Here is a 20,502-nt window from a genome sequence, read left to right on the forward strand (position 1 = left end):
GCGACCATGGAGACCACCGGCGGGCTGCGCGAGCGCAAGAAGGAGGCGACGCGCCGCGCCCTGCACGAGGCCGCGGTACGCCTTGCCGTCGAGCACGGCTTCGACGGGGTCACCGTCGAGGCCATCGCCGACGCGGCGGGCGTCTCCCGGCGCACCTTCTCCAACTACTTCGCCGGCAAGGAGGACGCGCTCCTCTACGGCGACGAGCAGCGGATGCGCGACATCCTGGAGACGTTCGCGTCCCGCCCGCCGGACGAGTCGTCCTGGACGGCGCTGCGGGCCTCGATGAACGTCCTGCACGCGGAGGCCGGCGAGCTCGACCCCCGCTGGGCCGCCCAGACGCGCCTCGCCCGCAAGCACCCGTCCGTCCTCGGCCGGCAGCTCGCCCACTACGCCGAGTTCGAACGCTCCCTCGCCGACCTCATCGCGGCCCGGGACGGCCTGCCCCCGCTGCGCGCCCGGGTCATGGCCGGCGCGTTCATGACCGCGCTGCGCATCGCGTCCCAGACCTGGATCGAGGAGCAGCCCGTCCGCTCCCTCGCGGAGGTCGCGGGTGAGACCCTCACCGAGATGGCCCGCGAGTTCCACTGAGCCCGACGGCGCGCTGAACGGCCGCCATGGATCCCGGGCGCCGGCGCGTCAGGGACGAGGGATGTTGCGCAGGTTGCTGCGGGCCAGGTCGAGCATCTTGCCGACGCCGCCGGTGAGGACGGTCTTCCCGGCCGACAGCGCGAACCCCTTGACCTGCTGCGGCGTGATGTGCGGCGGGATGGACAGGGCGTTCGGGTCGGTGACGACGTCCACCAGGTACGGGCCGGGGGCGGCGAGCGCGCGCTCCATCACGGTGCGGACGTCGGCCGGGCGCTCCACCCGCGCCGACTCGATGCCCATCGCCTGTGCGATCGCGGCGTAGTCGACGGGCTCGTGGTCGGTCTCGAAGGCGGGCAGGCCGTCCACCATCATCTCCAGGCGCACCATGCCGAGCGCCGCGTTGTCGAACAGGATGATCTTCACCGGGACGCGGTGCAGCTTCACCGTGAGCAGTTCGCCGAGCAGCATGCCGAGGCCGCCGTCGCCGGAGATGGAGACGACCTGGCGTCCTGGCGCGCCGAACTGGGCGCCGATGGCGTGCGGGAGCGCGTTGGCCATGGAGCCGTGGACGAACGAGCCCATCACTCGGCGCCGCCCGTTGGGGGTGATGTAGCGGGCGGCCCAGACGTTGCACATCCCGGTGTCCACGGTGAAGATCGCGTCGTCGGCGGCGAGGTCGTCCAGGACGCCCGCGACGTATTCGGGATGGATCGGGATGTGCCGGTCGATGTCGCGGGTGTAGGCGGAGACGACGCTCTCCAGCGCCCGCGTGTGCCGGTGCAGCATCTCGTCGAGGTAGGACTGGTCGCGCTTCTGCTCGACCCTGTCCAGGACGAGCCGGATCGTCTCCCCCACGTCCCCGTGCACCGCGAGGTCGAGCGGGGTACGGCGGCCCAGCCTGGACGCGTCGTCGTCCACCTGGATCGTGTTCTTGCCCGGCAGGAACGGGTCGTAGGGGAAGTCGGTCCCCAGCAGGAGGACGAGATCGGCCTCCTGCATCGCCTCGTAGCAGGCGCCGTAGCCGAGCAGACCGCTCATGCCCACGTCGAAGGGGTTGTCGTACTGGATCCACTCCTTGCCGCGCAGCGCGTGGCCGACCGGGGACAGCAGCCGGTGCGCCAGCTCGATCACCTCGGCGTGCGCGTCCCGGACGCCCGAGCCGCAGAACAGCATCACCTTCCGCGCCCGGTTCAGCGCGCCGGCGAGCTGGTCCACCTGGTCGGCCGGCGGCCGGACGATCCCCTTGCGGACGAGGAAGTCGTGCTCGCCCGTGGGGGCGGCGGTCTCCCTGCCCGCGACGTCCCCCGGAAGCGTCAGCACGGAGACGCCGCCGAGCCCGATCGCGTGCTGGATCGCCGTCCGCAGGATGCGCGGCATCTGCTCCGGGGTGACGATCGGCTCGCAGAAGTGGCTGCAGTCGACGAACAGCCGCTCGGGGTGCGTCTCCTGGAAGTACCCGCTGCCGATCTGCACGCTCGGGATCTGCGACGCCAGCGCGAGGACCGGCGCGCCCGACCGGTGCGCGTCGTAGAGGCCCTGGACGAGGTGGGTGTTGCCGGGACCGCAGCTGCCCGCGCACACCGCGAGCCTCCCCGTCGTCTGCGCCTCGGCCGCCGCCGCGAACGCGCCCGCCTCCTCGTTGCGGACGTGCACCCATTCGATGCCGCGCGTGCGGCGCACGGCGTCCACGACCGGGTTGAGGCTGTCGCCCACCACCCCGTAGATCCGCCGGACACCGGCCTGCCGCAGCACCTCGATGAACTGGTCGGCGACGGTCGCCATTCGCCTCTCCCCCGCTGGGTCCCCCGCTTTCGCCCCTCCCGCCTGCAATGCCCGATGCCTCGCGCCTGACACCGAACCCCGCCCAGCACCGGCGCGGGACCGACGCGGGGTTACGGCTGACACCCGCGGCCCGCGGGGGTTAAATAGTCAATCCATAAACTAGATCGGTGAGCGCCGAGGGACGGGTGCGGACGCATGAGCACAGGCGCGGACGGATGAGCGCGGATGGAACGGGCACCGGCGGGACGGGCACCGGCGACGCGGCGGAGCTGGACTTCTGGTCGTTCGTCGAGCTCGCGGGGCGGCGGCTCTCGGAGGAGTTCGGGTTCCGGCATCGGTCGGCGACACGGCTGCTGCTGACGCTGAACCGCGCCTCGGCGATCGTCACCTACGACCTGGAGTCCACGGTGCACCGGCCGCGCGGCCACTCCTGGTCGGCGTTCCGGCTGCTGTTCGTGACCTGGCTCGCCGGGCCGCTGGAGCCCGGCCGGGCCGCCACGCTGGCCGGGATGAGCAGGGCCGCGGTGTCCAACCTCTCCAAGACGCTCGTCGCGGACGGGATGCTGGCGCGCACCCCGGGCGAGCGGGACGGCCGGTCTGTGATCCTGTCGCTGACCGAGCGCGGGCACGACGCGATGCTGGAGATCTTCGCCGCCCAGAACGAGCGCGAGCGGCAGTGGGCGGACGTGCTGACCGAGACCGAGCAGCGGATGCTCGTCATGCTGCTGGACAAGCTCATCGCGGGACGCGGCTCGTTCGACGTCCGCGAGCGGAGCTGAGGCCGGGGCCCGCGTCCGGATTAGGGCCTTCCCCTCGGAGGGAGAACAGGCTTAGAGTCGACAGAAAGTAGTAAATGTGTAAATCATCGGAGGCGATGGACCATGGCCCACTACCGCCGGGTCGGCCACGTGCCGCCGAAACGCCACACCCAGCACCGCCACAGCGGCCACGGGGGCGGCGAAGAGCGGCTCTACTTCGAGGAGCTCATGGGCGAGGAGGGCTTCTCCTCTGACTCGTCCCTGCTGTACCACCGGGAGATCCCGTCCGCGATCGTCGACTCGCGGGCCTGGGACGTCCCAGACCAGGGCACGACGCCCAACCATCCGCTCCGCCCGCGCCACCTCAAGCTGCACGAGCTGTTCCCCAAGGAAACGTGGTCCGAGACCGACGTCGTCACCGGCCGCCGGGTCGTCCTCGCCAACGCCGACGTCCGGCTCTCCTACGTCGTGTCGGCCGCCGACTCGCCGCTGTACCGCAACGCGACCGGTGACGAGATCGTCTACATCGAGTCCGGCACCGCCGCGGTCGAGACCGTCTTCGGGACGGTGGAGGCGAAGCAGGGCGACTACGTCGTCATCCCGACCTCGACCACGCACCGCTGGCTGCCGACCGGCGACCAGCCGCTGCGCGCCTACGCGATCGAGGCGACCGGCCACGTCGCGCCGCCGAAGCGCTACCTGTCGCGGTACGGCCAGTTCCTGGAGAACGCCCCCTACTGCGAGCGCGACCTGCACGGCCCCGGCGAGCCCCTCCAGGTCGACGGCACCGACGTCGACGTCCTCGTCAAGCACCGGACCTCGCGCGGCATCACCGGCACCCGCCTGACCTACGCGCGCCACCCGTTCGACGTCGCCGGCTGGGACGGCTGCCTGTACCCGTTCACGTTCAGCGTGCACGACTTCGAGCCGATCACCGGCCGCGTGCACCAGCCGCCGCCCGTCCACCAGGTGTTCGAGGGCCACAACTTCGTCGTCTGCAACTTCGTGCCGCGCAAGGTGGACTACCACCCGCTGTCGATCCCGGTGCCCTACTACCACTCGAACGTGGACTCCGACGAGATCATGTTCTACTGCGGCGGCGACTACGAGGCGCGCAAGGGCTCCGGCATCGGGCAGGGGTCGGTCTCGGTGCACCCGGGCGGGCTCGCGCACGGCCCGCAGCCCGGCGCGTACGAGCGCAGCATCGGCGTCGAGTTCTTCGACGAGCTGGCCGTCATGGTCGACACCTTCCGCCCGCTCGAACTGGGCGAGGGCGGCCTGGCCTGCGAGGACGAGGCGTACGCCTGGACGTGGGCGGGGCGGCGATGAACGGCCCGTTCACGAACCCGCCCCACGCGGACGCACCGTTCGCGATCCCCTCGTTCGCCGTGGGCCTGTGCGACGACGCGGCGGTCTTCCCGCCAGGTCTCGCGCCGCTCGCCGACGCCGTCCCGGCGCACCGCGACCACCTGGCCGCCCCGTACGCCGGCCTCGTCGGGCCGCTCGTGCTGCCCGCCACCGCGCTCGACGCGCTGTACCCGCTGCTCGGCGGCGAGCCGCTCGAGGTGTCGATCACCGCGCCGAACGGCCCGTGCGAGGCCGCGAAGGCGATGGGCGTCGCCGCGGAAGTGCCCGTCGACGTGCGCGGGCTGGAGATCGCCGTCCCGCCCGGCATGGGCCCGGAGGAGTTCTTCCGCGTGCTCGGCCGCCCCGACGCCCCCCTCTACGTCGAGATCCCCCGCGACGAGCGGCGCCCCGCGTTCGTCGAGGCGGTCGCCGCGCGCGGCCACCGCGCGAAGTTCCGCACCGGCGGCGTGAAGGCCCACCTGTACCCCGGCCCGGACGAGTTGGCCGCCGCGGTCACGGCGGTCGTGGCGGCGGACGTCCCGTTCAAGGCGACGGCGGGGCTGCACCACCCCGTCCGCAACACCGACCCGGAGACCGGGTTCCACCAGCACGGCTTCCTGAACCTGCTGCTCGCGACCGACGCCGCCCTGGACGGCCGCCCGGAAGCCGAGCTCGCCGCCATCCTGGCCGACCGCGACGCGCCGGCGGTCGCCGCCCGCGTGGCGGGGCTCGGCGCGGCGCGCACGGCGGCGGTCCGCGCCCGCTTCCTGTCCTTCGGGACGTGCAGCATCACCGATCCCCTGACCGAACTCGCGGACCTCGGGCTGCTCGGGTCCGCACTCCTGGAGACCTCCCGATGACCCGCATCGCGATCCCCGAAGGCTCCCTCTTCGGGCTCGCCAACCTCCCCTACGGCGTGTTCTCGACCCCGGGCACGGCGCCCCGGGTGGGCGTCCGCGTGGCCGACTCCGTCGTGGACCTCGCCGCCGGCCTCCGCGACGACGTGTTCGCCGCGCCGTCGCTGAACCCGTTCATGGCGGAGGGCCACGCGCGGTGGGTCGAGGTCCGCGAGCAGGTGCTCGACCTCGTCTCCGAGGACGTCCCGGACGAGGCCGTCCACCCCCTCGGCGCGGTGACGCTCCACATGCCGTTCGAGGTCGCCGACTACGTCGACTTCTACGCCTCCGAGCACCACGCGTCCAACCTCGGCCGGCTGTTCCGCCCGGACTCCGAGCCGCTCATGCCGAACTGGAAGCACCTGCCGGTCGGGTACCACGGCCGCGCCGGGACGGTCGTCCCGTCCGGGACGGAGATCGTCCGGCCGAGCGGGCAGCGCAAGGGCGAGACCGCGCCCGCCTTCGGGGAGAGCCGGCGCCTGGACATCGAGGCGGAGGTCGGCTTCGTGGTCGGCACCGGCTCGGCGCTGGGCGACCCGGTGAGCGCGGACGACTTCGACGAGCGCGTGTTCGGCGTCGTCCTGGTCAACGACTGGTCGGCCCGCGACATCCAGGCGTGGGAGTACGTCCCGCTCGGCCCGTTCCTGGGGAAGAGCTTCGCGACCTCGGTGTCCCACTGGGTCGTCCCGCTCCTCGCCCTGGAGGCCGCCCGCGTCGCCACGCCGCCGCAGGACCCCGAGCCGCTCCCCTACCTGCGCGAGAAGAACCCGTGGGGCCTGGACCTCGACCTCGCCGTCTCCTGGAACGGGCAGGTCGTCTCCCGTCCGCCGTACCGGGAGATGTACTGGTCGCCCGCCCAGATGCTCGCGCACATGACGGTGAACGGCGCCTCGTCCCGCACCGGCGACCTGTTCGCCTCCGGGACGGTCTCGGGCCCGGCCAGGGACCAGCGGGGCGCCTTCATCGAGCTCACCTGGGGCGGCAAGGAGCCGGTGACGGTGAACGGCGAGCCGCGCACCTTCCTGGAGGACGGCGACGAGGTCTCGATCACGGCCTCCGCTCCCGGACCCGCCGGCGACCGCATCGGCTTCGGAGAGGTCACGGGCCGCATCCTCCCCGCCCGCTGACGGCACGAGCACGGCCCGCGAAGCGGCGCTCCGCGGGCCGTGCGCGGACCTGGCGACGTGACTATCTGGGGAGGCCGGCGAGGAACGCGAGGACGGCCTCGTTGACTTCGGCGGCCGCCTCCATCTGCACGAAGTGCCCTGCGCCTTCGACGATGTGGACGTCCCGCAGGCCCGGGACGTGCGCCTCCATCTGCTTCAGCGCGTCGGACCCCACCATCTGGAGGACGGGGTCACGCTCGCCCGTGAGGAACATCGTGGGGACGGTGACGGGCTCGTCCGGACGGCTCTGCTTCTCGTTCCAGACGTGGTCGTAGGCCCGGTACCAGTTGAGGCCACCGGTGAAGCCCGTCCGGCGGAACTCGGCGGCGTAGTAGGCGAACTCGTCCTGCGACAGCCACGGCCAAGGCAGGGGCGGCGCTTCGGGGAGCACATCGAGGTACCCGTTGCCTTCGCTTGGGTGCCGCCAGATGTCGAGGTACCGGTAACCGCCACTGAGCGCCCAGAAGACGTTCGCCAGGAAGCGCTCCGGTTCGGCCCCCAACTCCTGGTCCGCGGGCCCCTCCTCCTGGAAGTAGTGCACATGGACGAAGTGGCGTTCGGCCATCCGTGCATAGATCTCGGTGGGCGGACGCGCGGAAACGGGCATGCGCGGGACGCTGAGCTGGATCAGCGCTTTGACCCGCCCAGGGGCCCACTGGGGCAGGTCCCAGACGAGGGCGGCGCCGAAGTCGTGGCCCGCGAAGACGGCCTCCCCGATGCCCAGGGCGTCCAGGACCCCGACGAGATCGGCGACGGTGTGCCGCCGGTCGTAGTCCCGCGGCGAGGGCGGGCGGCTGCTGCGTCCGTAACCGCGCATGTCGAGGGCGATGGCGCGGTACCCCGCCGCGGCCAGCACCGGGAGCTGCCGCCGCCAGCTGTACCAGAGGCCCGGGAAACCATGGCACAGCACCACCGGGAGCCCGGCGCCCTGCTCGACCACGTGAAGGGTCGCGTCGCCCACGTCCACCATGTGGTGGTGCCCGCGGAAGCTCATGCCGGGACCTCCCTCCGGTAGGACGATCCTGACGGTTCGCGCGCGGCGCGGCGCGGCGGTCTCCCGTTCACCGGGACGGCGGTTGGACGGGCGCCCGTCCCGTCCGGAAAGATCGGCCACCATGCCGCAGCCACCGAGTCCCGACCTCGCCGCGCGCGTCGCCCGGCTGGAGGCCGTCGAGGAGATCAAGGCGCTCAAGCACCGCTACCTGCGAGCCTGCGACACCAAGGACCCGGAGGAGTTCCGGGCGTGCTTCATCGCCTCGGGCGCCTCGCTCGACTACGGGCGGCTCGGCGCGTTCGACGACGCGGAGGGCATGGTCAGGGTCTTCGAGAAGATCGCGCTCCGGAAGGTCGACGGCAGGAGCGCCGTCCTCGACATGCACCACGCGATGCACCCGGACATCACCGTGCACGACGAGACGCGCGCCTCGGGGCGGTGGACGCTCAAGTTCCGGCAGGTGAACCTGGAGAACCGCACCGAGTCGGTGAGCACCGGCGAGTACGACGACGAGTACGTGGTCGAGGACGGCCGCTGGAAGATCGCCAAGAGCCACTTCCACCGCCAGTGGGGGATCACCCGCCCCCTCGACCCCGACTGCCGCGTCGACTAGTCCTCAGACGACGCGGGCGGGCGGAGGCGGGGTCCAGCGCGTCTTGCCCGTGGGCAGCCCGAAGTCGGACTTGAGCTCCTGGGGTATGGCGTAGTGCATGACGCGGCCCCGCGTCAGCGAGGACAGCTCCAGCATGGTGACCAGGTGGCCGAGCCGGTCGGAGATCTGCTCGGCCCAGGGCCCGCGGTCCTCGAACCACTCCAGGGCCCCCAGCAGCGCGGGCGCGATCCCCATGACCGGGTCGAACGGCGTGCGGGGGACCTCCAGCCAGTCCGCCGCGGTGTCGCCGACGAGGTAGCGGATGAGGGCGGGCACGACCGGGTCCAGCAGCGTCCCGGGCACGACCTGCTCGTACATCTCGATCAGCTGCCGGGTCAGATGCGCTCCCTCGGCCGAGGGGCCCATGTGGCGCAGCATGTACCGGTCGGAGAACTCCCGGGCCGCCACCAGGTCCGGGGGGATGGTGCCGGGCTCGATGCCCAGGACGGCGCCGACGACGCGCCAGGCGTAGTAGTACGCGTCCGCGCCTTCGGCCGTGATGTGGACGCCCATGCGGTGCAGCGCGTCCAGCACCTGGATGCTGAACATCATCAGCCCGCCGAGCATGTCCTCCTGGCAGATCGCGACGGGCTCGGGCCAGCGCCCCTCCTCCTTGAGGTGGCGGCGGATGGAGGCGTGCAGCAGCCGCACCTTCTGCGCCGCCGGGAGGAACCGGCCGCCGGCCTGGAACGCGTCGGGCCGCATGAGGTATACGGTGAACTGCCCGGTCTCGGCCATGCGGCGCGACGGGTAGGCCAGCGAGTGGGTCGCCGACAGCAGCCTCGCCACGTGCGGCACGACGTAGCAGGCCGGCATCGCCGCGAACGACAGGGCGGTGGAGATGTGGACGTCGTTGTCGACGAAGAACTGCCGGGCCTGCTCCATGACCGCCCAGTCGACCCAGTCGGGCGGGGTCGAGGTCGCCTCCAGGTAGGCGCGCGCGGCCTCGGGGAGGCCGTCCGGCAGCACCTGGCCGGAGGTGGTGAACCAGCGCATGAGGGTGTTGTACTTGCCCACGTCCCCGGCGCTGAACAGGGCCTCCACGGTCGCGTCGGCGAGCGGGTCGCCGGCCAGCCGGAGGGCGTCCATGTACTCGTCGGTGTAACGGATGTGCTCGTCGGTGTGGCCGGCGCGCTCGTCGGTGTGGTCAGTCATCGGCGGTCACCTCGCAGATCAGTCGGGTCAGGGCGGCGGCCGCCTCGGGGGGCGGCCGGGTGCCGGCGAGGGCCGCTCGCGCGGCGTGGGCGCGCTCGTCGATCATCTGCCGGACGCGGACCGGCGCGTCGCAGCGCAGCATGATCCCTCGGACCTCCGCCGCGCCGTCCGGGGTGAGCGGCCCCTCCAGCAGGTCCCGCAGGCGCCGGCGATCGAGCTCGCAGGCCTCGGCCAGGGTCAGCGCCAGCAGGGCGGTGGGCTTGCGGCCCGCCAGATCGTCCAGGCGCGATTTGCCGGTCAGGACCGGGTCGCCGAACACGCCCCGCAGGTCGTCGCACAGCTGGAACGCCTCTCCGAGCGGACGGGCATAGGCGGCGAGCGCCTCCAGGGTCGCCGCGGTCGCCCCGCCCAGCATCGCGCCGATCTGCAGGGGCCGCTCGACGGTGTAGGAGCCGGTCTTGAACCGCACGATCGCCAGCGACCGGTCCACGTCGGGCTCGGCCCCGGTCCGCAGGAGCTCGAGGCACTCGCCCGCCACCAGTTCGCGGCCCATCGCCGTCCACAGCGGGACGACCCGGCCGAGGAAGGAGCGGGGCAGGCCCGAGGCGTGGAACATCTGCCCGGCCCACACCACCAGGAGGTCGCCGACCATGATGGCGAGGGCCTCGCCGAGCCGCTCGTGGGCGCTCGGCCCGCCGCGCCGCAGCGGGCTGCGGTCGATGACGTCGTCGTGGACGATCGCCGCGGCGTGCACCAGTTCGAGCGCCGCCGCGGCGCGGACCACCGAGTCGGTGTCGGGCTGGCCCGCGGCCCGCCAGCCCCAGTAGCAGAAGGCCGGGCGGACGCGCTTGCCGCCGCCGACCGAGAGCCGCAACTGGTCGGCGACCGGCGCCAGCTCGGGGTCCAGGGCCAGCAACTCCTCGATCTCGCCCTCGACGAACTCCTCCAGGGCCCGATCGATCCGGGCCCGGAGGTCAGCCATCCCGGAACCGCTCGGCGGCGCCGTCCGTCCACTCGGCCGCGCCTGCGGCCCGCTCGGCGGCCTGACGGGCGAGGATCTCCATGTGCGCCCGCGGGGCGGCGCCGCCGCGCCGGAGCGCCAGTTCGCCGCGCGCCCGAAGCTCCTGGCGGACCTCACCGAGGCCGGGCAGCCTCCGGGTGAGGTCCCGTACCCCCGTCAGGACGACGTCGGCGGCCCCGGCCGCCAGGCGGAGGACCTCGTCCCGCGACCCGACTCTCCCGACATCCCGCTCCATCGTCACCTTCCGTTCCGTTGTCGTCATGACAAGTGATAGCAGGAGAGGCGCCGACATCCGCCGAAACGGGCCGCCAGAACAACCTCACGGCCGCTCACGCGAAACTCACCTTTCACGGTGTTGCCCTGGGCCACCCGGACCGCCCCCGCGCGGAGGCCCGGCTAGAGTCGCACCTGATGAGCAGCATGGAACTGACTTTCCGGACGGCCTCGGCGCAGGACGTCCCAGCCCTCGTGGCGCTCGTGGAGAGCGCCTACCGCGGGGACGCCAGCCGCGCCGGGTGGACCACCGAGGCCGATATCCTCGACGGGCAGCGCACCGACCCGGAGGCCGTCGCGGCCGTGGTGGGCGAACCGGCCTCGGTGATGCTGGTGGCCGAGGCGGACGGCGCCCTCGTCGCGTGCTGCCAGCTGGAGGACCGCGGCGGGCACGCCTACTTCGGCATGTTCGCCGTCAGCCCGTCCCAGCAGGGCGGCGGGCTCGGCCGGCGCGTCCTCGCCGAGGCCGAGCGGCTGGCGCGCGAGCGGTGGGGCGCGGCCGAGATGCACATGACGGTGATCAGCGTCCGCGATGACCTGATCGCCTGGTACGTCAGGCGCGGCTACGCCCGCACCGGCAGGACGAGCCCGTTCCCCTACGGCGACGAGCGCTTCGGCCTGCCCAAGCGCGACGACCTGGAATTCGAACTCCTGGTGAAGCGGCTCCACTGACGTACACCACGCCCTCCCGCCTGATGCCCGAGCGCGATTCCTTCATGCGCTGATTGAGGGTTGGCGGTCTTCGAGCCGGGTCTTCGCGGCGAAAGCCTCACTGGGTCTTTCAATGAGAAGATTCAAGGGTGTCGATCGTTGGGAGGCGGGCGCGTGAAGTTCGTACTTGAAGTGGACCTGGGTGAGGGCGCCGTCGCCGAGGACGCCGTGGGAGAGCTGGGGCGGATCCTGCGCTACTGGGGCGGGAACGTCCGGCACTACGAGTTGAAGCCCGGTGACGGGTCCGCCGTCTACGACTCGGACTACCGCGAGGTGGGCCGCTGGGAGATCTCCGGGACGCCCGCGTAGCGGACGCGCGGGCACAGCGGAGCGCGGCGGAGAGAGCACGGCGGAGAGAGCGCGGCGGAACGCCCGGCCGGGAGGCACGCCGGCCGGGCGTTTCGCGGGGAGCCCCGGGGCCGGGTCAGGTGATGTTCTTCGGGCGGTAGGCCTTGTACTGGCTACCGCTGGACAGGCCGTAGGTTCGGGTGCGGTGGTCGGTGCCGTAGCCGCCGCGCTGCTCGTAGGCCCAGTAGGCGGTGTGCTTGCTGCTGGTCCACTTCTCGAAGATGACGACGTGCCGGGTGGTGTTGCTCCCGATCGCGTCGATGATGAGGTCGCCCTTCTTCAGCGACGACATCGAGATCTTCTTGCTGTAGGTGGACGACGCCAGGCCGACCGTGTTGGGGCCGGGCTTGGGCAGCCGCAGCGTCATGGACGCGTAGCCGGAGCAGTCGGTGCGGTAGCCGCCGTGGGTCTTCGACTGGCTGTAGGGGACGCGGCTGCTGGTGTGCGGGTGCCAGGTCTTGGCGTTGGCGATGACCTGGTCACGGGTGACCTTCGGGACGGCGGCCGCCGCGACCTTGGAGTCCGCGGCCTGCAGCCGGACGCCCTGGGCCGGCGCCGGGTGGGCGGCGGGGGTGGACACTCCGTAGAGGCCGAAGGCGGTTCCGCCGGCCAGCGCCAGGGAGCTGACGCCGAGGAGAACGGCTCGAGGGGAAGCCATTGGCAATCCTCCGTGAATTGCTCGGGAATTGCGCCCCGTCGGGCGCTTGAGTTCGGGGGTGTCGATCGACGCGGCAAACGATAGGGACCGCCCTGGACCATTCGGCAAGCCCACCGGAAAGGTTGGGACACCGGGACACAGGAGACGACTCTCACCTGCGAATACGTCGCTCAAGGAGAGGGTCTCGCGGGACAGTGGGACAGTATTCAAAGTGATCGGATGATCACACTAGGTGCTCATTTACGAACCCTCGGTGATCACACTTCGGTGCTCTTACCGTCGTCACGGGAACTGGGCATAATGACCAGCCCCGCCCGAGGGAGATATGCATATGAGCCGACGACGAGCACCGAGTCCGCTGCCGGGCGACCTGCCGGAGGCCGTGCGCACCCTGCTCACCGAACTGCGCGCCCTGAAGGAGGAGTCCGGGCTCGACCTGCGCGCGCTGGAGCGCCGGACGCACGCGAGCCGGTCGTCCTGGGGCCGGTGGCTCAGCGGCGAGACGTGGATCCCGGCCGACGCCGTCACCTCGCTCGCGGACCTGTGCGGCGCCGACGCGCGACGGCTCGCGGTCCTATGGGAGCTGGCGGACGAGGCCAGGCGCACGGCCCAGGCGGAGGCGGCCCCGTCCGGCCCGGTCACCGGCGCGCCGGTGACCGGCGCGACGCGCACCGCCGAGCCGGGCGGCGCGGAGCCCGCGCCGCCCACCGATCGACTCGACCCCGCCGACGCCCTGGAGCCCTCCCGCGGCCTCGGGCCCGCCGAACCGGGCGGCACCGGTGAGCGGTCAGGGTTCGGACGGACGCGCTCCCGCCGGCTGCTCTTCCTCGGCGCCGTCGCCGGCTGCACGCTCGTCGCCGGGAGCGCCGGGGTGGCCCTCGGGGCGGCGCTCCAGACACCGCCCGTGGCGGGGGCCGCGCGCGAGCGGCCACCCGAGACGGCCAGGCCATCCGCCAAGCTGATCAGCCGTAACGACGTCCTCATGCGGGCCCAGAGCTGGCATCCGCACGGCCCCGAGCGGGTGCCCTACGACCAGAACGCCGGCTACCAGGGCTACCGGACGGACGGCTCGGGATATGCGTCCATGGCGCTCGGGCTGCCGAAGCCCGGCCCCAACTCCGCGCTCCTCGAGGCGTCCTACTGCCGGCGGATCCCGACGGCGTCGCTGCTGCCCGGCGATCTCGTCATCAAGGCCAGCGGCAGCTCCGACGTGCGCGAAGTGCTGGTCTTCGAGCGGTGGACCGGCCCCGACCGCCGCTCCTACTGGGCCTACCAGCAGCGCCGCGGCTACGGGACCGACCACCTCGTGCGCGGCGACGGCCTCGCCCCCGGCAGCGACCACCACGGCTGCCGCCCCCGCAACGTCCAGGACGACCCGGTCGGCTGAGCCCTCCGGGCGGAGCGGGAAGAGCGGTCAGGTGCGCGCGGGGACCAGCCTGAAGGCCACGAAGGCGGGCGACTCCTCCAGCTTCGCGTGGTCTTCGGGGTAGCGGACGGCCATCTCGGGGACGGGACGCGGCTCCAGGAGCTCCTCGATGAGGAAGCCGGCCGCGCGGAACTCGGCGCAGATCGCGGTCAGGGGGCGCCGCCATGCCCGGATCGGCCAGTCGCGCTCGGGGCTCAACGACTCCTCCACCGGCGCTTCGACGAAGTAGGAGCCGCCCAGGCGCAGCCATCCCGCCATGGGGTGCTCCGTTGAGAGGACGAGCGCGCCGCCCGCGGCGAGAATGCGGCGCAGTTCCCTCAGCAGCGAGACGCGGTCGTCGAAGTAGTGCAGGGCCAACGCGAGCACGACCAGGTCGACCGAGGAGTCCGGGACCCAGGTCAGAGGCGTGGCCAGGTCGTGGACGCGCAGGTCGGCACGGCCCCCGGTGCGTTCGAGCGCCATGCCGACGAACGTGGGGCTGACGTCGCAGCCGGCGACCCGGGCGCCGCGGTCGAGCAGTTCCCGCGCGTAGAGGCCTGGACCGCATGCGGCGTCGAAGACGGTCAAGCCGTCCACGTCCCCCGCGAGGCCGAGCACGGCGGGACGGTCGTAGAGGGCGTTGTAGGCGCTGTCCTGGGCGTGGGTGGCGTACTCGTGGGCGAAGCGCTCGTACATGCCCACGATCGTGCCAGAAGGGTCAACCGCTCATGTCAGGGGCGCGTCCGGTCTCTGTCAGGTCCTCGGGGACCTCGGGCAGGACGGAGGCGAAGTAGTCGCGGGCCGCCGCCGACGTTCCGACGTCGCGGCCCGCCCGCTCGGACAGGAACCAGCGGTGTTCGAGCACCTCGTGGAACAGTTCGACATCGTCCAGGCGGTCGCGCAGGCCGGCCGGGACCGCGGTGACGACCGGCTCGTACACCTCCGCGAGCCACCTGTTCGACGCGACCACCTCGGGGACCGGCCCGCCGCGGACGCGCTCCAGATGTCCGCGGTAGGCGGCGATGTCGTTCAGGAGGCGGCGGGCCTGGTTCTCCTGGGCGTCCAGCCCGGTGCGGGCCATGAGGATGCGGCGGTGGTGGCCCGGCTCGGCCACGCGGGTGCGGACGCGCAGGCGGGCACCGGACGGCCCGGCGTCCACCAGCTCCACCTCGTCCACGTCGAAGCCGAGGGAGTTGATGCGGCGCAGGCGCTCGGCGATCCGGTACCGCTGCTCGTCGGGGCGCAGGACCTCCTCGCGGGTCAGCTCGTCCCACAGCCCCCGGTAGCGGCGCACGGTGTCGTCCGCGACGTCGATGGGGTCGACCTCCACGGGCAGCGTGCCCGCGGCGGCCAGGTCGAACAGCTCGCCGGCGATCCGCTCGCGGGCGAGGGAGAGGTCGTAGCCGCGCTGCCCCTCGCTCAGGGACGGGTGCAGCTCGGCGGTCTCCGCGTCCACCAGGTAGGCGGCGAACGCCCCGGCGTCCATGCGGAACAGGACGTTGGACAGCGAGCAGTCGCCCCACATGAACCCCGCCAGGTGCAGCCGGACGAGCAGCTCCACCAGCGCGTCCAGCAGCCGGTCGGTGGGATGGCCGTAGCGCGCGTTGGCGAACAGCGCGCGGTAGGACGAGGAAAAGTCCAGGAAGCGGGTGACGAGGATCGCGTCCAGATCGGGGCGGTCCACGACCACCCCGGTGACCTCCACCGCGGGCAGGCCCAGCTCGCCGAGCCTGCGAAGGAGCCGGTACTCGCGGCGCGCCAGCCGCGCGTCCAGCTCCTTCATCGCGTAGACGACCCCGCCCTCGGCCACGAACCGGACCGTGTGCCGCGACAGGCCGCGCTGCCTGATCTCCACCAGCCGCTCGTCGTCCCAGTCGCCGAGCGGCTCGGCCCACGGCAGGTCCAGCAGGCCGGCCGACGACTCCCCGGGCGGGGTGAAGACGAAGTGCATCGGCTCAGGGGCTCGCCACGGACGTCCCGGAGGTTCCGGAGGTTCCGCCCGCGGCGTCGGCCGACGGCGCGCGCTGCGCCTCCCGGTGGGCGGCGCGCGACTCCTCGGCGAGGCGGTCGAGCTCCGCGACGCGCTCCTCGTCGCGGGTCAGGTTCTCACCCGTGGCCGGGTCGAACAGGTGCACCCGCGTCGTGTCGATCCACAGCTCGGCCTCGCGCCCCGGCGCGATCAGGCTGGCCGCGTCCAGCGCCACGACCGCCTGGGTCCGCAGCTGGTCGCCGTCGAGCTCCCGTGACAGGTCGCGCAGCTGGGCGGTGAGGTCCTCCGGCGCCTCGTAGGGGATGTAGGCGTACTGCTCGTTGCCCAGCCATTCCGTGACGTCCACCCGGACCCGGACGACGCTGCCGCGCGCCTGCTTCTCCTCGCCGACGAGGGAGGCGTCCTCGAAGTGCTCCGGCCGGATCCCGACGAGGACGACCGAGCGGTCGCCGACCGCGTCGGCCTTGCGCGCGTCGCGCAGCTCGAACCGTCCGAGCGGCGTCTCCAGGAAGACGCCGTCCGCGGCGCGGTCCACGGACGCGGGCAGGAAGTTCATCGACGGTGACCCGATGAACCCGGCGACGAACAGGTTGACCGGCTCCTCGTACAGCTCGCGCGGGCTCCCGACCTGCTGCAGGACGCCCCTGCGCAGCACCGCGACCCGGTCGCCGAGCGTCATCGCCTCCGTCTGGTCGTGCGTGACGTACACGGTGGTGACGCCGAGGCGCCGCTGGAGCCGGGAGATCTCGGTGCGCATCTGCCCGCGCAGCTTGGCGTCCAGGTTCGACAGCGGCTCGTCGAACAGGAACGCGTCCGCCTGCCGGACGATCGCGCGGCCCATCGCGACCCGCTGCCGCTGCCCGCCGGACAGGTTCGCGGGCTTGCGGTCCAGGTGCTCGGTCAGCTCCAGCAGCTCGGCGGTCTCCTTCACGCGCCGCTGCACCTCGTCGTCGGCGGTCTTGGCGAGGCGGAGCGGGAAGGCGATGTTCTCGAACACGCTGAGGTGCGGGTAGAGCGCGTAGTTCTGGAACACCATCGACAGGTTCCGCTCGCGCGGCGCGACCTTGTTGACGACCCGGTCGCCGATGAGCATCTCGCCGGAGGTGATGTCCTCCAGCCCGACGATCATCCGCAGCAGCGTGGACTTGCCGCAGCCGGACGGCCCGACCAGGATCATGAACTCGCCGTCCCGGACGTCCAGGGACACGTCGTTCACGGCCGGGAAACCGTCGCCGTACTGCTTGACGATGTTCTTCATGGTGATGGCGGCCATGGGTTCCTCTCAGCCTTTGACGGCGCCGGACGTCAGCCCGGCCACGATGCGGCGCTGGAACGCCAGGACGATGATCACGACCGGGACCGTGACGACGACGGCGGCGGCGCAGATGGCGGTGGTGGGCTGCTCGAAGTAGGACTCGCCGGTGAAGAACGCCAGCGCCGCCGGGACGGGACGCGCCCGGTCGGTGGAGGTCAGCGAGATCCCGAAGACGAAGTCGTTCCAGCAGAAGAAGAAGGTCAGGATCGCGGCGGTGAACACGCCGGGCGCGGCCAGCGGGACGATCACCTTGCGGAACGCCTGCCAGCTGGTGGCCCCGTCCACCTGCGCCGCCTGCTCCATCTCCCAGGGGATCTCGCGGAAGAACGCCGACAGCGTCCAGATCGCGAGCGGCAGCGCGAACGAGATGTAGGGGATGATCAGGCCGGGCCATGTGTCGTACAGGCCGATGTTGCGCCACAGGTCGAACAGCGGCCCGACCAGCGACACCACCGGGAACATCGCGATGGCGAGCGCGAACGACAGGATCAGCTTCTTGCCGGGGAACTCCAGCCGCGCGATGGCGTAGGCCACCAGCGTCGCGAACACCACCCCGACGAACGTGGCGATCAGCGAGATGCCGATCGAGTTGATCAGCGCCGAGGTGAACAGGTCGGTCTTGAAGACCGTCTCGTAGTTCTCCCACGTCCAGGTCTTCGGGAAGAAGCCCTGGACGTTGCCGATCTCGCTGGGCTGCTTGAACGACAGCATCACGATCCACACGATCGGGAAGGCCGTCCACACCAGGATCAGCAGCGAGGCGACGATCCACAGCGACTTCGAGCGCGCCGACTCCATCAGCGATCACCTCGCACCTGGGAGAGGTCCACCCGGAACCCCTTGATGAACACGGCCGCGATCAGCACCACCGACAGGAACAGCAGCACGCCGACCGCGTTGCCGAGGCCGAGCTCGGTCCGGGTGATGATCTGCTGGTAGGTCAGGAACGACAGCACCTGCGTCTTCTCCTGGCCGGACGTCATGATGAAGACGTTGTCGAAGATCCGCCACGCGTCCAGCGTCCGGAACAGCACCGCGACGAGGATCGCGGCCTTCATGTTGGGGATCGTGACCCGTTTCAGCCGCTGCCAGGCCGTCGCGCCGTCCACCGTCGCGGCCTCGCCGAGGTCGGCCGGGACCTGCGCCAGCCCGGCGAGCAGCAGCAGCGACACGAACGGCGTCGTCTTCCAGATCTCCGACAGGATGATCACGAACAGCGCCGCCCAGCGGTCGGAGAACCAGGCGAAGTCGCCGAGCCCGAACCAGGAGTTGACGAACCCCGACTGGACGTCGAAGGCGTACTTCCAGGCGAACGCGGAGATGACCGTGACGATCCCGTAGGGCAGCAGGATCGCGGTCCGCACCGTCCGCCGCCCGAAGACGGCCCGGTGCATCACCATCGCGAGCGCGAACCCGATGACCAGCTCCACCCCCACCGTGGCGACGGTGATGATCAGGGTGGTCAGGACCGTCTGCCAGAACAGGCCGTCCGACAGCGCGGTCACGTAGTTGCCGAGGCCGACGAAGTGCCGGTCCTCCGGCGCGGTGAGCCGGTAGCTGAACAGCGACTCGTACAGGGCGCTGATCAGCGGGTAGGCGGTGACCAGCAGCATCACCACCACGGCGGGCAGCGAGAGCAGCAGCCCGAGCCTCCGCTCGGCGCGGCCGCGGTCGGAGACCTCCGCGCGGGCGGGGGCGGGTGCGCCTTCGGGCCGGCCGACCTTCGGTGCCGTTTCTGCGGACGTCATCCGGACACCTTCCTTTCAGAGCCTTCCCTCACAGCAGCGCCTCGCCGCCCAGGACGGCGCGGGCGAACTCCGCGGACCGGCGCGGCGTCGTCCGGTTCACCGACGCGGGCGGATGCCAGCGGTCCTGGACGGCGCCGGAGATGTCGGCGTAGTAGGGGGTGGCCGGACGTGGCGCGGCCGAGGCGATGGAGTCCCGCATCAGCGGGGCCATCGGGAACTCCTTGAGGATGTCGGGATCGTCGAAGATCGCCGGGCGGGCGGCGACGTTGCCCTCGTCGAGCATGTACCGCTTCATGTTGGCCGGCGAGGTGATGCACCGGGTCGCCTCGACCGCGAGGTCCTTGTGCCTGCTGTACGCGCCGACACCGATCTCGATGCCCCCGAACGGCGGCCTGCTCTGCTGCTGCGGGTCCACCGCCGGATAGCGCGCCCAGCCGAGGTCGCCGACGATGTTCTTGTCGATCGCGCCCGCGTCGGCGTCGCCCTTCTCGGCCCGCCAGACGTAGCCCCAGTTGAGCAGGAAGCCGCCGCGCCGGCCGTTGATCGTCGACCGCGACTCCTCCTCGGTGTCGGTGGACAGCGTCGGGCTCGCGGCCTTCGACGTGGCGAACTTGCGTATGATCTCCGCCGCCCGCTGCCCGGCCGGCGAGTCGATCTCGATGTTCGCGCCGTCGCCCTTCTCGGCGTCGCTGATGATCCGGCCCCCACCCGAGGCGATCAGGGCGTTGATCAGCACCATGTAGCCCTCGTACCGGTTGCCCTGGACGCCGATCGTCGTGTTCGTGCGGACGGCCGCGTCGATGAGCTTGTCCCAGGTGAAGCCGGGTGCGTTCGGGTCGATGCCCGCCTTCTTCGCCACCGACTTGCGGTACCACAGCAGCTGCGTGTTGGCCCAGAAGGGCGCCGCGTAGAGCTTGCCCTCCCACATCGAGCTCTGCACGGCGGAGGCGAACACGCCCTCGGTCAGCGGCGCGGCCTCGCTCTTGGTGAACGGGCGCAGGAACTTGGCGTTGGCGGCCTCCGCCACGAACACGGGGTCCAGGCTCATGAGGTCGAGCCCGGAGTCCTTGGCGGCCAGCCGCCTGATCAGCTGCTCGCGCTGCTGCGTCGCGTCGCTCGGCAGGAGCGAGGTCTCGATCCGGTACCGGCCGCCCGCGGCCTGCGTGCAGGACTTCGCGATCGCCGCCTGGCCGCCGTTGTCGGGGTTGATGTACCAGGTGAGCTTCGGTGCGCCGCCACCGCCGTCCCCGCAGGCCGTCAGACCGGCGGCCAGCAGGGCCAGCGCCACCGCGGCCCTCGGCCACGCCGATCGAGCCCGCTCCGCGGGGCCGTGCCGCCGGGTCGTCCCCCGCCGGCGCCTGGCGTCTCCCGCTTGGTCGCTCTCCGCTCGATCGACTCGCTCGACCATGGGGCCTCCGAAACCCCCACCTGGCTGCGGGCACTTCGCCGGGCCGCACCCCTGGTGGGATTGGCCCCCCATCAGACCATCTGTTCAGGTAAGTGTCGAGATCCGGAGCGTAATCGGAAGGCAAAAGATCTTGACTTGAGGATGGCCCTGCCGTGACCCGTTCACCAAGGTCAGCGCATGTTCTTCACCGCGCGGAGGGCATCGGACGGTGGTCACCGCACGATGGTCATGGCTTGGAGAAGGCGCGGAGCGTGAAGAAGGCGCGGAGGGAGCGCGGACCCCGA

General features: G+C 71.7%; 21 protein-coding genes. 9 read left to right on the plus strand and 12 right to left on the minus strand.

Features of this window, described 5'->3' with window-relative positions:
• The first annotated feature begins 6 nt into the window (after nucleotides 1-6).
• The gene (locus FKD65_RS21660; RefSeq protein WP_141579218.1) at nucleotides 7-591 is read left to right on the plus strand and encodes a TetR/AcrR family transcriptional regulator; all 585 of its coding nucleotides are present in this window, start codon (nucleotides 7-9) and stop codon (nucleotides 589-591) included.
• Nucleotides 592-639: 48 nt separating this feature from the next.
• Here the strand turns inward: FKD65_RS21660 and FKD65_RS21665 are convergent, their stop codons facing one another.
• Complete coding sequence (locus FKD65_RS21665) at nucleotides 640-2,373, minus strand: pyruvate dehydrogenase (protein ID WP_141579219.1); 1,734 nt, start codon at nucleotides 2,371-2,373, stop codon at nucleotides 640-642.
• A 215-nt stretch (nucleotides 2,374-2,588) separates the two neighbouring features.
• Here FKD65_RS21665 and FKD65_RS21670 point away from each other — a divergent pair, with 215 nt between their 5' ends.
• From FKD65_RS21670 to fahA, 4 genes are all read left to right on the plus strand, one after another.
• Nucleotides 2,589-3,152: a MarR family winged helix-turn-helix transcriptional regulator gene (locus FKD65_RS21670; protein WP_141586995.1), complete on the plus strand. Its 564-nt coding sequence runs from the start codon at nucleotides 2,589-2,591 to the stop codon at nucleotides 3,150-3,152.
• A 102-nt stretch (nucleotides 3,153-3,254) separates the two neighbouring features.
• Nucleotides 3,255-4,460, plus strand: coding sequence for a homogentisate 1,2-dioxygenase (locus tag FKD65_RS21675; RefSeq protein WP_141579220.1), 1,206 nt, complete (start codon nucleotides 3,255-3,257; stop codon nucleotides 4,458-4,460).
• The gene (locus tag FKD65_RS21680; protein ID WP_141579221.1) at nucleotides 4,457-5,338 is read left to right on the plus strand and encodes a hypothetical protein; all 882 of its coding nucleotides are present in this window, start codon (nucleotides 4,457-4,459) and stop codon (nucleotides 5,336-5,338) included. The genes FKD65_RS21675 and FKD65_RS21680 overlap by 4 nt, the downstream gene beginning before the upstream one ends.
• Nucleotides 5,335-6,501: a fumarylacetoacetase gene (fahA, locus tag FKD65_RS21685; protein WP_141579222.1), complete on the plus strand. Its 1,167-nt coding sequence runs from the start codon at nucleotides 5,335-5,337 to the stop codon at nucleotides 6,499-6,501. The genes FKD65_RS21680 and fahA overlap by 4 nt, the downstream gene beginning before the upstream one ends.
• Nucleotides 6,502-6,562: 61 nt before the next feature.
• Here fahA and FKD65_RS21690 read toward each other — a convergent pair whose 3' ends face one another.
• Nucleotides 6,563-7,534, minus strand: coding sequence for an alpha/beta fold hydrolase (locus tag FKD65_RS21690; RefSeq protein WP_141579223.1), 972 nt, complete (start codon nucleotides 7,532-7,534; stop codon nucleotides 6,563-6,565).
• Nucleotides 7,535-7,655: 121 nt separating this feature from the next.
• Here FKD65_RS21690 and FKD65_RS21695 point away from each other — a divergent pair, with 121 nt between their 5' ends.
• Nucleotides 7,656-8,147, plus strand: a complete 492-nt coding sequence (locus FKD65_RS21695) for a nuclear transport factor 2 family protein (protein WP_141579224.1) — start codon at nucleotides 7,656-7,658, stop codon at nucleotides 8,145-8,147.
• Nucleotides 8,148-8,150: 3 nt separating this feature from the next.
• Here FKD65_RS21695 and FKD65_RS21700 read toward each other — a convergent pair whose 3' ends face one another.
• The 3 genes from FKD65_RS21700 to FKD65_RS21710 are packed head-to-tail and all read right to left on the minus strand — an operon-like array spanning nucleotide 8,151 to nucleotide 10,624.
• Nucleotides 8,151-9,341 (minus strand): oxygenase MpaB family protein, encoded by a 1,191-nt coding sequence (locus FKD65_RS21700; protein WP_240810275.1) that lies wholly within the window; start codon nucleotides 9,339-9,341, stop codon nucleotides 8,151-8,153.
• Nucleotides 9,334-10,323: a polyprenyl synthetase family protein gene (locus FKD65_RS21705; protein WP_141579225.1), complete on the minus strand. Its 990-nt coding sequence runs from the start codon at nucleotides 10,321-10,323 to the stop codon at nucleotides 9,334-9,336. Before FKD65_RS21705 ends, FKD65_RS21700 begins: the two co-directional genes overlap by 8 nt.
• Complete coding sequence (locus tag FKD65_RS21710; protein WP_205718761.1) at nucleotides 10,316-10,624, minus strand: hypothetical protein; 309 nt, start codon at nucleotides 10,622-10,624, stop codon at nucleotides 10,316-10,318. Before FKD65_RS21710 ends, FKD65_RS21705 begins: the two co-directional genes overlap by 8 nt.
• 149 nt (nucleotides 10,625-10,773) lie before the next feature.
• Here FKD65_RS21710 and FKD65_RS21715 point away from each other — a divergent pair, with 149 nt between their 5' ends.
• Nucleotides 10,774-11,307, plus strand: a complete 534-nt coding sequence (locus FKD65_RS21715) for a GNAT family N-acetyltransferase (RefSeq protein WP_141579226.1) — start codon at nucleotides 10,774-10,776, stop codon at nucleotides 11,305-11,307.
• A gap of 153 nt (nucleotides 11,308-11,460) precedes the next feature.
• Entirely contained in the window at nucleotides 11,461-11,655 is a 195-nt protein-coding gene (locus tag FKD65_RS21720; protein ID WP_141579227.1) for a hypothetical protein, read from the plus strand.
• Nucleotides 11,656-11,770: 115 nt separating this feature from the next.
• Here the strand turns inward: FKD65_RS21720 and FKD65_RS21725 are convergent, their stop codons facing one another.
• Nucleotides 11,771-12,352 (minus strand): hypothetical protein, encoded by a 582-nt coding sequence (locus FKD65_RS21725; RefSeq protein ID WP_141579228.1) that lies wholly within the window; start codon nucleotides 12,350-12,352, stop codon nucleotides 11,771-11,773.
• 331 nt (nucleotides 12,353-12,683) lie between these two features.
• On the opposite strand from FKD65_RS21725, the gene FKD65_RS21730 reads away from it, so the two are divergent.
• On the plus strand, nucleotides 12,684-13,739 hold the full coding sequence (locus tag FKD65_RS21730) for a transcriptional regulator (RefSeq protein WP_168221138.1): 1,056 nt from the start codon (nucleotides 12,684-12,686) through the stop codon (nucleotides 13,737-13,739).
• A gap of 27 nt (nucleotides 13,740-13,766) precedes the next feature.
• Here FKD65_RS21730 and FKD65_RS21735 read toward each other — a convergent pair whose 3' ends face one another.
• The 6 genes from FKD65_RS21735 to FKD65_RS21760 are packed head-to-tail and all read right to left on the minus strand — an operon-like array spanning nucleotide 13,767 to nucleotide 20,218.
• Nucleotides 13,767-14,453, minus strand: a complete 687-nt coding sequence (locus FKD65_RS21735; protein WP_141579230.1) for a class I SAM-dependent methyltransferase — start codon at nucleotides 14,451-14,453, stop codon at nucleotides 13,767-13,769.
• 22 nt (nucleotides 14,454-14,475) lie between these two features.
• Complete coding sequence (locus FKD65_RS21740; RefSeq protein WP_141579231.1) at nucleotides 14,476-15,708, minus strand: DUF4032 domain-containing protein; 1,233 nt, start codon at nucleotides 15,706-15,708, stop codon at nucleotides 14,476-14,478.
• Nucleotides 15,709-15,712: 4 nt separating this feature from the next.
• Nucleotides 15,713-17,020, minus strand: coding sequence for an ABC transporter ATP-binding protein (locus FKD65_RS21745; RefSeq protein WP_141579232.1), 1,308 nt, complete (start codon nucleotides 17,018-17,020; stop codon nucleotides 15,713-15,715).
• Nucleotides 17,021-17,029: 9 nt separating this feature from the next.
• A complete protein-coding gene (locus FKD65_RS21750; RefSeq protein WP_141579233.1) occupies nucleotides 17,030-17,860 on the minus strand; it encodes a carbohydrate ABC transporter permease in 831 nt (276 codons plus the stop codon).
• Nucleotides 17,860-18,810 carry a carbohydrate ABC transporter permease gene (locus FKD65_RS21755; protein WP_141579234.1) on the minus strand — a complete coding sequence of 317 codons (951 nt, stop codon included), beginning with the start codon at nucleotides 18,808-18,810 and terminating at the stop codon, nucleotides 17,860-17,862. Before FKD65_RS21755 ends, FKD65_RS21750 begins: the two co-directional genes overlap by 1 nt.
• Before the next feature lie 28 nt (nucleotides 18,811-18,838).
• A complete protein-coding gene (locus FKD65_RS21760) occupies nucleotides 18,839-20,218 on the minus strand; it encodes an extracellular solute-binding protein (RefSeq protein ID WP_141579235.1) in 1,380 nt (459 codons plus the stop codon).
• Nucleotides 20,219-20,502: the final 284 nt, after the last annotated feature.

The organism is Actinomadura sp. WMMA1423, from assembly GCF_006547145.1.
Lineage (GTDB): Bacteria > Actinomycetota > Actinomycetes > Streptosporangiales > Streptosporangiaceae > Spirillospora.